Annotated in this window: 18 protein-coding genes; 9 read left to right on the plus strand and 9 right to left on the minus strand. The window is 32.2% G+C overall.

The annotated features are described in order from the left end of the window. A partial coding sequence (locus ABJD66_RS07275; RefSeq protein WP_348129871.1) for a ribonuclease H family protein occupies positions 1-303 on the minus strand: 303 nt, incomplete at its 3' end. After that, positions 304-870, minus strand: a complete 567-nt coding sequence (gene purN / locus ABJD66_RS07280; RefSeq protein WP_348129874.1) for a phosphoribosylglycinamide formyltransferase — start codon at positions 868-870, stop codon at positions 304-306. A 162-nt stretch (positions 871-1,032) separates the two neighbouring features. On the opposite strand from purN, the gene ABJD66_RS07285 reads away from it, so the two are divergent. From ABJD66_RS07285 to ABJD66_RS07325, 9 genes are all read left to right on the plus strand, one after another. Then, the gene (locus ABJD66_RS07285) at positions 1,033-1,266 is read left to right on the plus strand and encodes an acyl carrier protein (protein ID WP_008269813.1); all 234 of its coding nucleotides are present in this window, start codon (positions 1,033-1,035) and stop codon (positions 1,264-1,266) included. A gap of 114 nt (positions 1,267-1,380) precedes the next feature. Next, a complete protein-coding gene (gene fabF, locus ABJD66_RS07290; protein ID WP_100894485.1) occupies positions 1,381-2,631 on the plus strand; it encodes a beta-ketoacyl-ACP synthase II in 1,251 nt (416 codons plus the stop codon). A 4-nt stretch (positions 2,632-2,635) separates the two neighbouring features. Further along, entirely contained in the window at positions 2,636-3,376 is a 741-nt protein-coding gene (gene rnc, locus ABJD66_RS07295) for a ribonuclease III (RefSeq protein WP_100894484.1), read from the plus strand. A 110-nt stretch (positions 3,377-3,486) separates the two neighbouring features. Continuing rightward, complete coding sequence (locus ABJD66_RS07300) at positions 3,487-3,951, plus strand: IPExxxVDY family protein (protein ID WP_303542199.1); 465 nt, start codon at positions 3,487-3,489, stop codon at positions 3,949-3,951. A gap of 2 nt (positions 3,952-3,953) precedes the next feature. Continuing rightward, entirely contained in the window at positions 3,954-5,402 is a 1,449-nt protein-coding gene (gene pyk, locus ABJD66_RS07305; RefSeq protein ID WP_100894482.1) for a pyruvate kinase, read from the plus strand. 127 nt (positions 5,403-5,529) lie between these two features. Continuing rightward, positions 5,530-6,372, plus strand: a complete 843-nt coding sequence (locus tag ABJD66_RS07310) for a helix-turn-helix domain-containing protein (protein WP_348129880.1) — start codon at positions 5,530-5,532, stop codon at positions 6,370-6,372. Positions 6,373-6,470: 98 nt separating this feature from the next. Then, positions 6,471-6,632 (plus strand): hypothetical protein, encoded by a 162-nt coding sequence (locus ABJD66_RS07315; protein ID WP_157811084.1) that lies wholly within the window; start codon positions 6,471-6,473, stop codon positions 6,630-6,632. A gap of 53 nt (positions 6,633-6,685) precedes the next feature. Next, positions 6,686-7,219, plus strand: coding sequence for a carboxymuconolactone decarboxylase family protein (locus ABJD66_RS07320; RefSeq protein ID WP_348129883.1), 534 nt, complete (start codon positions 6,686-6,688; stop codon positions 7,217-7,219). A gap of 45 nt (positions 7,220-7,264) precedes the next feature. After that, entirely contained in the window at positions 7,265-7,651 is a 387-nt protein-coding gene (locus ABJD66_RS07325; RefSeq protein WP_348129886.1) for a plastocyanin/azurin family copper-binding protein, read from the plus strand. A gap of 68 nt (positions 7,652-7,719) precedes the next feature. On the opposite strand, the gene ABJD66_RS07330 is transcribed toward ABJD66_RS07325, so the two are convergent. The 7 genes from ABJD66_RS07330 to accC all read right to left on the minus strand — a co-directional run bounded on the left by ABJD66_RS07330 (position 7,720) and on the right by accC (position 15,724). Next, positions 7,720-8,169: a 3-oxoacyl-ACP synthase gene (locus ABJD66_RS07330; protein WP_348129889.1), complete on the minus strand. Its 450-nt coding sequence runs from the start codon at positions 8,167-8,169 to the stop codon at positions 7,720-7,722. Then, positions 8,163-9,281, minus strand: a complete 1,119-nt coding sequence (locus tag ABJD66_RS07335; RefSeq protein WP_348129891.1) for an FAD-dependent oxidoreductase — start codon at positions 9,279-9,281, stop codon at positions 8,163-8,165. Before ABJD66_RS07335 ends, ABJD66_RS07330 begins: the two co-directional genes overlap by 7 nt. Positions 9,282-9,326: 45 nt before the next feature. Next, positions 9,327-10,724, minus strand: coding sequence for a hypothetical protein (locus ABJD66_RS07340; protein ID WP_348129894.1), 1,398 nt, complete (start codon positions 10,722-10,724; stop codon positions 9,327-9,329). A gap of 12 nt (positions 10,725-10,736) precedes the next feature. Further along, a complete protein-coding gene (locus ABJD66_RS07345; protein WP_348129897.1) occupies positions 10,737-12,668 on the minus strand; it encodes a hypothetical protein in 1,932 nt (643 codons plus the stop codon). Between the two features lie 4 nt (positions 12,669-12,672). Further along, entirely contained in the window at positions 12,673-13,362 is a 690-nt protein-coding gene (locus ABJD66_RS07350; RefSeq protein WP_348129900.1) for a hypothetical protein, read from the minus strand. Between the two features lie 97 nt (positions 13,363-13,459). Continuing rightward, entirely contained in the window at positions 13,460-14,224 is a 765-nt protein-coding gene (locus tag ABJD66_RS07355; RefSeq protein WP_100894475.1) for a DUF2314 domain-containing protein, read from the minus strand. 144 nt (positions 14,225-14,368) lie between these two features. Then, positions 14,369-15,724, minus strand: coding sequence for an acetyl-CoA carboxylase biotin carboxylase subunit (gene accC, locus ABJD66_RS07360; protein ID WP_100894474.1), 1,356 nt, complete (start codon positions 15,722-15,724; stop codon positions 14,369-14,371). Positions 15,725-15,734: the final 10 nt, after the last annotated feature.

Genomic DNA, 15,734 nt, shown 5'->3' on the forward strand with positions numbered 1-15,734 from the left:
AACTACACCACGGTATTCCATAATACCTGGGTTACCACTAGATGCAGCATCTACAGAAATAGAATTGTAGTTTGGTTGCCCTATTTTATCTAACTCTAATTTAGATAGTGTAGTTGTAATTTTTTTCCCTTTGTAATCATCATAACTACCATTAAAGGCCTTTTTTGCAGCTTCAAAAGTTGGAAAAGACTTGTATTGCGCACCCTTTTCTTTATTAATTGCAGCTTTACACGCAGCCCAAGAATCGTAAATCCCTGGCTTTTTACCTTTCCAAACGGTATAAAATTTTCCTTTTTTACCCATTTAGTTTGATAAAATTTGATCTATTACTTTAGGAAAATGCTCATACTCTAACGCATGCACTTTTTCTGCAATATGCTCTGGAGTATCTTCTTTAAAAACACTTGCTTTTGCTTGATGAATTATTGCTCCTTCGTCATAATTTTCATTTACATAATGAATTGTGATACCTGTTTCGGCCTCATTATTATTTTTTACAGCATTATGCACATGCATTCCGTACATTCCTTTTCCGCCATATTTTGGAAGTAGTGCCGGGTGTATATTTACAATCTTCTTAGGAAAGGCTGTGACGAAGTTTTTAGGTATTTTGAGTAGAAAACCTGCTAAAATTATTAAATCTGGATCCATACTCTTAATTATGTTTAAAAGACAGTCAGACTTAGAAAAAGACTCTCTATTAAAAAATAAACAATTGATATTCAATCTGTTACACCTGTCAATTACTTTGGCATCCCTTTTGTTAGTAAATACACTGGCAATAGTAACCAATGAGTTGTCTTTAAAATAATTTGCTATGTTCTCTACATTAGAACCAGAACCAGAAGCAAGTAGAACAATACGTTTCATAGAGCGCTAAATAGGGTTATTATTGAATAAAAAATGAGGTGTAAAATTAACACTTCAATATTAAATTAAATTAAAAATTGACACATTTTAACGACAAATGGTGTATTTAAACCAAAGTTTTTTATTTTTGCCTTCAATTAAAATTATTAAAACAAAATTATTATGTCAGACATTGCATCAAGAGTAAAAGCTATAATCGTTGACAAATTAGGAGTTGACGAAAACGAAGTTGTTACAGAAGCGAGCTTTACTAACGACTTAGGAGCAGATTCTTTAGATACTGTTGAGTTAATTATGGAGTTCGAAAAAGAATTCGATATTCAAATTCCAGATGATCAAGCAGAGAACATTGCAACAGTTGGTCAAGCAATAAGTTATATAGAAGAAGCAAAGTAATTTATTATATCTTGAACAAGATTTAAAAAAATATCCATGTGGTAGTCTTGCTGCATGGATTTTTTTTTTTAATTTACACATATCTAATAAATAGATTTAACAAAATTTGAGTTCATGCAATTAAAGCGAGTTGTAGTTACTGGTCTTGGAGCTTTAACGCCTATAGGCAATAACATAGAAGAATACTGGGATGGGTTAGTAAATGGAAGAAGCGGATGTGCCCCTATTACCTATTATGACGCAGAAAAATTTAAAACCAAATTTGCCTGCGAATTAAAAAACTATAATCCTGCCGATTTCTTTGATAGAAAAGAAGCGCGTAAACTAGATAAGTTTGCACAATATGCAATGGTTTCTGCCGATGAAGCTATTAGTGATTCTAAATTAGATTTAGATACTCTAGATAAATTTAGAGTTGGTGTAATTTGGGGAGCTGGTATTGGAGGTTTAGAAACTTTCCAAAACGAAGTTTTAAACTTTGCTGCCGGTGATGGTACACCAAGGTTTAATCCTTTCTTTATACCAAAGATGATTGCTGACATTGCGCCTGGAAATATCTCTATAAAGCATGGCTTTATGGGCCCTAACTATACTACAGTATCTGCATGTGCATCTTCTGCTAATGCAATTATAGATGCTCTAAACACAATACGTTTAGGCCATTGTGACGTTGTTGTTACTGGAGGTAGTGAGGCTGCCGTTACTATAGCTGGTATGGGTGGTTTTGGATCTATGCACGCATTATCTACAAGAAATGATAGTCCAGAAACAGCATCTAGACCTTTTGACGCTACCAGAGATGGTTTTGTATTAGGTGAAGGAGCTGGTGCACTTGTATTAGAAGAATATGAACACGCTGTAGCAAGAGGAGCAAAAATATATGCTGAAGTTGCTGGTGGTGGTTTATCTAGTGATGCATACCATATGACAGCACCTCACCCAGAAGGTATAGGCGTTGTACGTGTTATGGAAAACTGTCTTAAAGATGCTGGTTTAAAGCCAGAAGATGTAGACGCTATTAATACACACGGTACATCTACACCGTTAGGAGATGTTGCAGAACTAAAAGCTATTAGTAAAGTTTTTGGTGAGCACGCACATAATTTAAATATAAACTCTACAAAATCTATGACAGGGCATCTACTTGGTGCCGCAGGAGCAATAGAAGCAATTGCATCTATCCTTGCCATGGAGCATGGTGTTGTACCACCTACAATTAACCATGAAAATGTAGATGAAAATATAGATCCTAAATTAAACCTTACACTTAATAAAGCTCAAAAAAGAGACGTAAATGTTGCATTAAGCAACACGTTTGGATTTGGAGGGCACAATGCATGTGTAATTTTTAAAAAATTAAACTAAGATAATGAGTTTTATCTCCAAAATATTTAATTCCCATCCAGAAAAAGATGGGGATTTTTTTTTAGGAATAACACACATTTTAGGCTTTAAGCCTAAAAAAATAGAGATTTACCGCAAAGCCTTTTTGCACAGGTCTGCAAATAAAAAAGATAAAGACGGTAATCCTTTAAATTACGAACGCCTAGAATTTCTTGGAGATTCTATGCTAGGTACAATTATTTCTAAATATTTATACAACGAAGTTCCGTTAGGAGACGAGGGCTACCTTACTAAAATGCGCTCTAAAATTGTTAGTAGAGAGCACTTAAACGAATTAGGTAAAGATTTAGAACTTATAAAGTATGTAGAGAGCAGAATTTCTAAATCTCATTTTGGAGATAACATACACGGTAATGTTTTTGAAGCACTTGTTGGCGCTATTTACTTAGATAGAGGGTATGATTATTGCGAAAAATTTATAAGCGAAAGAGTAATTGGCCCGTACGTAGATATAGAACAATTAGAAGGCCGAGTAATTAGCTACAAAAGCTTGGTGATAGAATGGTGCCAAAAACAAAAAAAGCAATTTAATTATAACGTATATGAAGACACCGGTAATGACACGCTAAAGCACTTTGCCGTAAAACTATCTATAGATCATAATATAATTGCAAAAGCCAGAGCAACATCAAAAAAGAAGGCAGAAGAAGCTGCTTCTAAACGTGCTTTTTTTGCTTTACAAGACAAAATTAAGAAGTCTAAGTAAAATAATTGTTAACTAAAACGTTTTCGTTTTAAATACCTTGCTTAAACCTTAAAACATACTAGGCTAGTATAAGTTTTAATCCTATATTTACTCTTTCAGACATAAAGAATATGGGAGCTATACATAAAATTTCTGAAGATTTTTTTGAAGATTCTTTTTCATTAATTGCCCTACACAGCAGTCTAGAAGATTACGCAATTGGCTATAATCTTAATTTATTTTTAAAATCTAATTTTAGAAGAGCCAAAATAGATTTAGATGTAAATAAGCGTATTTCTTTTCCTTTTTTTGAATGGGAAGACACAGATAATGATAATTACTGGACTTTAATTAGCAACCATAGTACAATAGAAGAACAAGAGGAACAAGGAGGTCTGTTTGGTAGCGAACTATCATACACAACACACTATCTAGTCCCAGAATATAAGGACGTAGATTACTTTTTAAAAATAGAGCAAGAAGACAAAGAAATTGTTACTTCAATTTTAAAACAAATTGTAAGTATACCAAAAATTGTGACTGCTTATAATATAGATGTTGATAACCTAAAATCTAAAAACAACTTAATTTTTTAACAATGCCAACTAACAAAAAAACAAAAATAGTAGCAACCCTTGGGCCTGCTACAAGCAAAAAAGAAGTTTTAAGAGATATGATTAATGCTGGAGTAAATGTCTTCAGAATTAATTTTTCTCACGCAGATTATTCAGATGTTACAGAGCGTGTTAAAATGATACGTGAATTAAGTGATGAGCTAGGCTCTAACACTTCTATTTTAGCAGATTTACAAGGTCCTAAACTTAGAGTTGGGGTTATGGCTGGCGAAGTTGTTGTTGCTCCTGGCGATAAAATATCTTTTATAACAGGTAAGCCTTTTGAAGGTACTGCAGAAAAAGTATATATGAATTACGCATCTTTTCCTAAAGATGTTAAACCAGGAGAATTAGTACTTTTAGATGACGGTAAACTTATGTTTAAAGTACTTTCTACAAACAAGAAAGATGAAGTTAAAGCAGAGGTTGTACAAGGTGGACCTTTAAAATCTAAAAAAGGAGTAAACTTACCTAATACCAATATCTCTTTACCTGCACTTACAGAAAAAGATATTAAAGATGCAATTTTTGCAATTTCTCAAGATGTAGATTGGATAGCACTTTCTTTTGTACGTTTTAGTCAAGATTTAATTGACTTACAAGCTTTAATTAAGAAACACACAGATCATAAAATTCCTATTATAGCTAAGATTGAAAAACCTGAAGCTGTAGAAAATATAGATAAAATTGTTGCTTACTGTGACGGTTTAATGGTTGCCCGTGGAGATTTAGGAGTAGAAGTTCCTGCACATGAAGTACCATTAATTCAAAAGCAATTGGTACTTACAGCTAAAAAAGCTCGTATTCCAGTAATTATTGCTACACAGATGATGGAAACAATGATTACTAGCCTTACACCAACACGTGCAGAGGTTAATGATGTTGCCAATTCTGTAATGGATGGTGCAGATGCTGTAATGCTTTCAGGTGAAACTTCTGTTGGTAATTACCCTGTACAAGTAATAGAAAAAATGTCTAGCATTTTAATGAGCGTAGAAGGATCTGATCTTATATCGGTACCTCACAACCCACCTCATGTTAAAACTAGTAGATACATTACTAAATCTGTATGTTACCACGCAGCTATTATGGCTAACGAAATTAAGGCAAAAGCAATATCTACATTAACAAATAGTGGCTATACTGCTTTTCAAATTTCTGCTTGGAGACCAAGTGCGCATATTTTAGTTTTTACATCTAATAAAAGAATCTTAACACAATTAAACCTTTTATGGGGTGTTAAGGCTTTTTATTATGACAAGTATGTTACTACTGACGAAACTATAGATGATGTAAATGCTATTGCTTGCCAAAAAGGATTTTTAGAAGTTGGTGATATGCTTATTAGCCTTGCTGCAATGCCAATTGCAAACAAAGGTATGGTAAATACACTTCGTGTTACAGAAATAGAATCTTGTAACATTAAAAAATAAACAACCATTTAAGTTTATATATAAATCCTGAGTTATCGCTCAGGATTTTTTTTGTTTATAACCACCCCAAATGTAAGTTAGTATTAATTTAAAAGACTATTAATTTACCTTATTAATACCTGTCTTTATGAAATTTAAATACACCGATACAAAAGTAGATTCTGTTTTTGGAATGACAGATGATATCAAAAAAAATCTAACTTACTTTAACACCAATAAAGACACCATAAGCATTTTATGGAACCAAAATAGCACCCCTGTTACTTTAGAAATAGATAACACAATTATAGAGCTACAACCCAACCAACTAATTACAACCACCTATTTACACTATGTATCTTATCAAAAAACAGAAAAACCTTTAACCGCTTTTATGTTTAACAGGCCTTTTTACTGTATTAGAGATCATGACAGCGAGGTATCATGCAATGGTATTTTATTTTTTGGAACACAAGAGTTACCAATAGTAACCATACCACAAGACCAAGAACGTAAATTTAGCACGCTCTATGAGATTTTTATAGATGAGTTTAGTACATCTGACAAAATACAAGGAGATATGCTACAAATGCTCTTAAAAAGGCTTATAATTATATGTACGCGTTTAGCCAAAGAACAACTTACTATAAAAAAGTTAAACAATGAGCAAATAGATCTTGTACGTAGGTTTAATGTTTTGGTTGATGAGCATTTTAAAACCAAACGTAAAGTAAGTGACTATGCAGACCTGCTTTTTAAAAGTCCAAAAACCCTTTCTAATATTTTTGCACTTTACAATCAAAATTCACCACAACAAATAATATTAAGCAGAATTGCTTTAGAAGCAAAACGACTTATGAATTTTACAGACAAACAAAACCAAGAAATTGCTTATGACTTAGGTTTTAACGATCCTGCACATTTCAGTTCATTTTTCAAAAAAATGACCAACTACTCTCCTACCCAATACCGAGAAATACACAAAAAATAGGCTGTCGGGAAATTTCTACAAGCCGTCGGGAAATTGCTATTAACAAATAGCTCTTAATAGATTGCATCTTTGCATTGTAATTATAAAACAACGCAATTATGAACTTAATACATACATCTATTTTTAACCTAATTGAAATATTTAGGTCAGATAAAAAAAGTAAACAACAGACTGTATTAGCTACAGATCATTGTGAAAAAAAGTACCATCACGATTTCTACTGTGATGCAGAAAAACCTTTTATCCAACATTTTCAATAACAAACATTAATACTAACTGTCTTTTAAAATAAATGACATTAAACAAAATAATTATGAGCAAATTTAACGTACCCACAAGAGCAGAAGTAAGCGAAAAAAATCAAGCAATTTTTGATTCATTAGAGAAAAAAGTAGGTTTTGTACCTAATTTATATGCAACATACGCATACTCTAACAACGCATTAGAAAACTACCTTAATTTAAGTGGAGCAAAAACATCTTTATCTGCCAAAGAAAAAGAAGCAGTAAACTTAGCAGTAAGCGAAGTTAATAATTGTATTTACTGTTTATCTGCACACACTGCAATAGGTAAAATGAATGGTTTTACTGATGAAGAAATACTAGAATTAAGAGCAGGAAAAGCTTCTTTTGACTCTAAATTAAACGCATTGGCTGCTTTAGCTAAAAACGTTACCGAAAAAAGAGGCGCTACAGATGCTACAATTGTAGACAACTTTTTAAACGCAGGTTACACTAAAGAAAACCTAATAGATACTATTGTATTAGTTGGCGATAAAACCATATCTAACTACATACACAGCACAACAAATGTTCCTGTAGATTTTCCTGTAGCACAAGCTTTATAACAAATAAACTTAAACACAATTACAAACAATAAAAACAAAAACAAGATGAAAAATTTTAAAAACGCAATTGCATTAGTAGCCTTATTAGTAGGTATTGTATTTACAAGTAACGCTCAAGATAAAATGAGTAAAATAATTTCTTTAGAACAAACTAAAGGAGAGTTTACACAGAAAAATTTAACTGTAACGCCTGGCACTTATGTTTTTGAGATTGCAAACAATAACGTTGGTCATGATGTAGGTTTTGTACTTGTTAAAAAAGGACAAGATGTTAGCAAACCAGAAAACCACATTAAAACTGCTTATGTTACAAAAGCAGTTGCAAACGGTAAAACAGAAAAGTCTAACGCTACTGTTTTAGAAAAAGGAGAATACGTATATTTTTGCCCGTTAAACCCAACAGCAACAGACAACACAATTACAGTAAAGTAAAGTTTAATCTTTTTTTGTGTGATAAAATCCTTGACTAGCTATTGTAAGCTACTCAAGGATTTTTTGTTTTAAATAACCTCTGTTATTTGTATTGTAGATCCGTTAAAAACAAAACTATCACCTGCACTTTTACCTAACAGCAATTTACCTATTGGTGTATTTGCAGATATACAATACACCTTTTTGCTACTATGAGCATATTCACCTGCAGAAATTGATAAAAAATAATTGTTTTTTTCTGTATACACCAAACTCCCTAAGCCAATTACTGTTGCATTTTTAGTTGCTGTTACCTTAGATAATAACTGTTGCATTTTTTCTGCCTCTAATAATTGCGCACCAAGTTTTTCGCGCTCTAATTGCAACATTGCTCTTCCAGTTTCGTGTTTATCACCTGCACTACTTTTTGTTTCTGATGTTAACGACTCCTGCACACCTGCAATGTTTTTTTGTATTCTAGAAACTCTATTGTTTATAAAACTTACGCAAAACTTTAAAAGCTCTTCTTTATTTACCATACTACTTTATCTGCTAATTCTTTACCCACTAAGCTACCAATAGCAATTCCCATCCCGCCTAAACGCACACCGCAATACACGTTAGGTTCAACCTCTTTTATTATTGGATTTTTTTGGCTCCCAACACCCATTATACCACTCCATTTTTTATCTATTTTAAAAGGTGTGTTAGGTAATATTGTTTCTCTTAATATCTCTTCAAGCTTATGCTGCACTATTTTGGTTTCACCAAAGACCGATGTTTCTTCTGCTTTAAAGTCTAAATTTCGTCCTCCTCCAAATAAAATTCTATCATCAATATTTCTAAAATAATAATATCCTTCGTGTAAATGAAAAGTACCTTTAATATGTAAATTAGGTATAGGTGATGTTACCAAAACTTGCGCCCTAGCCGGCTTAACCTTTTCCTGTAGTAATTCTGCCGCAAAACCATTGGTTGCAACCACTAACTTTTTAGTCTGTAAAGTAAAATTACTTGTTTCTACCGCTACACCATTAGCCGTTGTGGTAAATGCTTTTACACTTGTGTTATTTAAAATTAAAATACCTTTTTGAATGACTTTTGCCAACAAACTCTGCATCATTTTACCAGTGTCTATTTGGGCTTCAAAAATATGTGTAATGTAGTTTTTTTGTATTTTATTAAAGTTGAATTTATTTTGCGTAGACACAAATGCATCACCTTTAAAAACAGAATTTAATAACGTGTTTACACCACTTAATTTACTTAAACAATGTTGATACAATTTAGAGTTAGAATCTAAAAATAGCTCATGACCTCCATAATTTTTATACCCAATAGCTTTGTCTCCTAAATTTGATCGTAATAAGTTTATACCATCTAATCTTTTTTGTACAAGCTCCACAACCTCTTCTTCTGTATGCGAGTCTAAATCTGATACTATTTCTGATATGCTACCAAAACAAGCAAAACCAGCATTTTTAGTACTAGCTCCCTGCGGCAACATTCCCTTTTCTAAAATTAAAATTTTGGCTTTAGGAAAACGCTCTTTTAAGTACAATGCACAATTTAATCCCACAATACCACTGCCCACAATAGTAAAATCTATTGCAGACAACCACGTTTTATGTTCCCAGTAGCTAAAATTCATTTTACTAAAATAAGAACTAAAACTAAGTAAGTGAATGCAAAAGTGTTATTTGGCATTTTCTAACCCAAAAAAGATTTGGGTTATAATATTTATATCTTCTTTTTTTGCTGATAATGTACCCTCTACACCAACAACTCCGTTCTTAACCACATTAGCTTTAACATCTAGCGTATTTAAAAGTCCAAATAATAAGTTAGACTTAGGAAAGCTTATATCGTTATTTAACTTAGAGAAATCTGCAGTTATATCTAAAAAGTTAGCGCTTTTAAAAACCTCTGTTTTGGGATTGTTTTTAGCCGTTGCAAACAAACTTACTTTGTCTGTTGATGACACATAAAAGTTATATATTGGCAACGCAGTAAATACGTCTTGCTCTATAGCCCCTTGTGTTTTTAAATAAGTTGACAAGCCATTTTTATTAACACCTAAATTTACATACATTTTTGGTGCCTCTTTTTCTTGTACAGTTTTCTTTTCTACCTTATTAAAATTATCATCATAATCATAAGTAATAATAGTGTCTTGCTGTTTAGTTTTACCACTTACAGCCAAACTAAAAAACCCATTACTGTATTTTGCAATACTATCTATTTGTAAATTACTTTTTTGTAAAAAAGAGCTATTTTTAAAGGCTGATATAAAGTCTCTCTTGTGATTCTCATTAGCAAAATTATAATCTAAATACATTTGCAAAGATGCATTGCGCACACTATTTACTGTAATTTCTTTTGAAAAAACTGAGGACTCATCAACTTCTAATTGTCCGGCTACAGCTAATTTTCCGTCTTCAAAATTTAAACCAATTACACTTGTTCCTTTTACGTATACAATGTGATCTTTAGTACTTTTTAATTTCTGAATTAGACTATTATTTTTATCTACAATCAACTTTTCTCCTACCAAAACATCTGTAAAAACAACAGAAACCTTTGTAAGATCTATTTTATCTGGTGCAGCCGCAACAGCAAGGTTTTTAGAGTTCCAAGCTATACAAACTTTAGATTTTTCTAAAACTGCGTATTTATAACCTTCTGCTTCAAGTATTTTTCCTTTTTTATTTTTTACATACTCTTTTACATATGCAGTAAAACCTGTAAAATTATCTATTGGAAATGTAGAAAAAACAGTGTTTTCTACATTTTTAAGTGTATATAAAACTACAGTATATGGTTTTAGATTAATGCCTTTTTCTAAGGTAGAATCTTTCTCTTTTTTACTACTTGAAAATGATATGTTATCATAATAAAACTTAGGTGAAGATAGCGCGTCTAAAACTATAGTTTCTTTTATACCGTGCAAATCTATTTTAACAACAGCATCTGCATTTTTATGCACAACACCTAATAAAGATGATGTGTTGTTTACAAGCTTATAGCCCCAATAAACTATACCTGCAAGTATAATTATTGGGACTACTATTTTTATTATTTTTTTTAAACGCATATTGCTTAAAACTTAATCTATAAATGCATCTATAAAATTAATAAAGTATGCTAAGCCATTTTTATGTCCTTCTTCTGGAGTATTTAAAACAACTTTAGTACTAGATTTATTCCCCTTTAATTTACCTGTTGTAATTAAAAGATCTTCTGTATTACTAGTTAAAAAGTTTATTTTTCTTTTAAACTCTCTTGGCAACTCATTAACTGGTATTTGAGAAATTATATTTTTACCGTTAACATATGCCGCAGAAGTATTTTTACTAATATTTTTCTTGTGCTCACCACTTACACTACCTTTAAAACTACCATTTCTAATAGCTAACAAATGGTCTTTAGACGTTGCAAAAAACAACACTCCTTTAGCGTGCATTGCATATACATTTACAGGTACACTTCTTGGTGTGTTAAACTTATAAATACCGTTATCTACCGTCATTTCGTTTTCTTTAACAGCAATATTCATAAGCTTGTTAAAAATACTTTCTCCGTTAGAAGTGGCCATAAAAATAAAATCTGGTACCGTTTCTTCTTTAGTTTTCTCTATTGGAATTCTATTGTAGTTTTCATCATACTTATATGTTGTATAGGTTACTTGCTTTTTAGCAATATCATTAACTACAAATAACATATCTCCTCTAACCAATTCACCAACAGCTTCTTCATCTAAAAAAATAGATAATAAGTCTGCTCCTAATGGCGCCAGGGTAGCAACTTCTTTATCATAAGAATTAGCAAACATAGATTTCATAAGCTTTGGATACTCTGTAAGTATACCTTCTGTACTTGCATTAACAGACATATAGCCCAGCATCTTATCTTGGTTAAAATACTTGTAAAAATCTTTATTCATTTTACCATTGTACATAACTTTGGCGTGTTTTGCCATAGCATCACTCATAGTATAATCTATGTTTAAAACAGCACTAGTGTTAGTAAAATCTAAGGTAGAAGACATAGAAGAGTTTCTATACAACTCCTCTACATTATACATACCAAAAGCATTACTAAAACCCTGTGTTAATACTAACTCTTGGTAAAGATTTATGAAATCGCCTGCCCAAGCGTGTGCCTCAAAATTTTGCTTTCCTAAACTAGCAACATAACTCTTGTTACGCAAAATATTATTGGATGAGTGGTCGCCATTTATAAAAGCTTTTGCTTTTTGTAAATTACGCACTTTTGCTTTTTGAGTTTTAGCTATTCTTCTTGCTTCTCTTTCTTGTCGTTCTCTTTTGTAACGCTCTTGTCTTTTTTTATAGTAATCATCATTAGAGTATGTTGCATCTTCGGTAGATTCAACTACCGCTTCTTCAACAATCACATAATCTTCGGTAGATTCAATTACTGTTTCTTCTACTTCTGAAACTTCAATTTCAACCTCCTCAACAGCATCTTCTGCAACGTCTACAGCAGATTCTACTACTTCTTCAACTTCTACTGCATCACTATAATTATAGTAGTCGTTATCTTCGTTTGCATCTTCAGAAATAACAACAACAAGCATTCTATCATTCCAAGCTACAGTAATGCCATCATAATTATCTTGCATATAAGTAATATCACCGTCAGTTTTTATCTTTTCGGTACTACTATTGTTCTTTTTAATTAAGTTATCAAACCCACTTTTAGAACGTAACGGAATAGCAAAGTAATTAGAAAAAATACCTTTTTCTGCTTGCAAAAAATAGTATGCGCTTGCATTAAAATCTATACCTAAATCATTAAGACTTGTTAAGTCACCGTCTGATTCTCTGGCTAGTTCTTTTACCATTTCTTGACCTATTTTAGAGTTCTCAAACTCCTTAATAGAAAACAAATCTGTAACATTACTTCCTTTTATAGTAACAACTGCACTAGAGTTGGCAGGTATATTTTGTATTAAATCTTGTGCTTGCGTTGTATATGCAGCACAACAAATAGTTAGGCTTAATAATAATTTTTTCATTCTTTTAATTGTTGATTAATTGTATGGTATTTTCTAAAGTTTGTTGGCCTGTTATTAAAGGCAATGCAGGCACACGCATAAATACTGCCTTTTTATTTGGAGCTATTTTAGCTACTGAATTAGAAACACTTTTTACAGATGAATTAAACCTATATATTGTTGTGTAACTAGCATCATTAAAAACTTTTTTATCTTCGGATTTAAGCGAATTAAATTTCTTTTTTATACTACCATCATATTTAAAATGTCTTTTAAATTGATGATTTACATCATTATATGAAAAATTAGTGGTACTAAAACTTGTTTTTTCTCTTCTATTTTGATTGTTAATCATTTCTTTAAAAATTGAATTAACGCTCTCTACAGATGTAAAGTCACAAGCTATAGAAAATATATAATTATCATAATCTGCTGTTTTTTCTATATTAGATATGCCTTGTGTTTTTTTAAGATGATCCACTGCATTTTTCATAGCTAAGTCAATATCCTTTTTAGATGGCACCTTATAACCGTTAACGCTGTCTAAAAGCATAACAGAAGCCAACTTAGACTTACTCTTGCTTAGGTTAGCTGTAACGGTTATACGTCCGCTACCGTCTTTATTAAAACTAATTTCTTCTAAAATTTCAAAGCAACTTGTGCATAATAGTAAGGAAATAAATAAAGGAACGTACGTAAATAGTTTTTTAAGCATATGAATTGGCATTAAATTATAATAGTAAACTATGTTTTAATGTTAAAATTGTAATTGAAACTAATTTTATTAGTTAGACTACTAGTACCTAATATTGTTACGCCAGTATTGGAATAATATATTCCCAGTTTAATTTTTTAGCATAATCAAGTGCTGTTAAACCATTATTTGTTGTTACGTTTTTATCTGCCCCCAACTCTAATAATATATTTACAGTAGTTTTATTACCTGCAATTACTTGCCTGTGTAAAACCGTATAGCCAGCTTCATCTTTAATAGTAAGTTCTTCTGGGTTTTCTTTAAAGAATTCTAAAAACTGGTCTGCTGTGTTTACACACATTGGGTGCTCTATAAGGTTTTCTGGGTTTTCTTTTTGACCGTGAACTAATAAAATAGCATTAAAATCTCCAAAATTTAAACCCCAAGCATTATCATGTTGTTGCCTAGCTTCTTGGCTCATACCAGATCTTAATACGTGTATTGTAAAGCCTCCGTAGGTTTCACCAGACATAGCAAGCATCCAATCGCTTATTTTATTTACATTACAACTAACAGTTTCACCTTCTGTAACATTTGTTAATTGCATTGGGTTATTAGCCAAAACACCTGTAACTATTTCACCATCAAAATTTATATCACGAACCCACATATGCTCTACAGTTGGCTCTTCTTCCCCATCAAACATTTGCTCAAAAGGAAACTTCACAATAGCTAAATCATGACCAGGAATAACACGCCTGTGCTCCCAATACAACTCTCTCCAAAAATATTTAAAAGTCTCTTGCGCTCTTTTAAATGCTAATGACATTTTATCATCCTCTTTCGCAAAAAACACTTCTTGCTTATTTTCTGAATTGCTCATATATTTTAATTTCTGTTGAGTTCATTTTTTTTAACACTACAAAGGTATAGTCATAAACAAGTAACTAACACCCTGTAAACCGTGAAAACCTGAAGGCTAGTTATTGCCAAAAAAAAACTCCGATGCTATATCGGAGTTTTTAATTTATTCATCATCTTTACTAGGTTCCATAACAAAACTCTCCATAAAGGCCGTGGTATAATTACCTGCCAAATAATCTGGATGATCCATTAATTGCCTATGAAAAGGAATTGTAGTTTTTACACCTTCAATTACAAATTCATCTAAAGCACGTTTCATTTTATTAATTGCCTCTTCTCTAGTTTGCGCAGTTGTAATTAACTTAGCAACCATAGAATCATAGTAAGGAGGAATTGTATAACCGCTATATACGTTAGTATCTAAACGTACTCCATGTCCGCCTGGCGTATGTAATGTAGTAATTTTTCCTGGAGAAGGTCTAAAATCATTTCTAGGATCCTCTGCATTAATTCTACATTCTATAGAGTGTAATTTAGGGTAGTAATTTTTACCAGAAATTGGCACTCCACCAGCAACTAAAATTTGCTCACGTATTAAATCGTAATCTACTACTTGTTCTGTTATAGGATGCTCTACCTGTATTCTGGTATTCATCTCCATAAAGTAAAAGTTACGGTGCTTATCTACTAAAAATTCAATAGTACCGGCTCCTTCATACTTAATATATTCTGCCGCCTTAACTGCTGCAGCTCCCATATCATCACGCAGCTTATCTGTCATGAATGGAGAAGGAGTTTCTTCTGTTAATTTTTGGTGACGTCTTTGTATAGAACAATCTCTTTCTGATAAGTGACAGGCTTTACCGTACTGGTCACCAACAACTTGTATCTCTATATGTCTTGGTTCTTCAATAAGTTTTTCCATGTACATAGCACCATTACCAAAAGCGGCAGTTGCTTCTTGTACAGCACTTTCATAAAGAGCTTCCATTTTATCTTCAGACCAAACAGCACGCATACCTTTACCACCACCACCAGCAGTTGCTTTAATCATAACAGGATATCCCATTTTTTTAGCAACTTTTTTAGCTTCAGCAACATCTTTAAGTAAACCGTCAGAACCAGGAATAGTTGGTACACCAGCTTTTTTCATAGTCTCTCTAGCACTAGCCTTATCTCCCATACGGTCTATATGCTCGCCAGATGCGCCTATAAATTTAATATCATGCTCTGCACATATTTTAGAAAACTTAGAGTTTTCTGATAAAAAACCATAACCTGGATGTATTGCATCTGCATTTGTAATTTCTGCTGCTGCAATAATATTTGGTATTTTTAAATAAGATTCATTACTAGGAGCAGGGCCAATACATACAGCCTCGTCTGCAAACCTAACATGCAAACTCTCTTCGTCTGCCTTAGAGTATACCGCTACCGTTTTAATTCCCATTTCTTTACAGGTCCTAATAATACGTAAGGCTATCTCTCCCCTATTTGCAATAAGTATTTTTTTAAACATCTTATGAAAT

Origin of the sequence: Cellulophaga sp. (assembly GCF_039943695.1) — a bacterium.
Taxonomy (GTDB): domain Bacteria; phylum Bacteroidota; class Bacteroidia; order Flavobacteriales; family Flavobacteriaceae; genus Cellulophaga.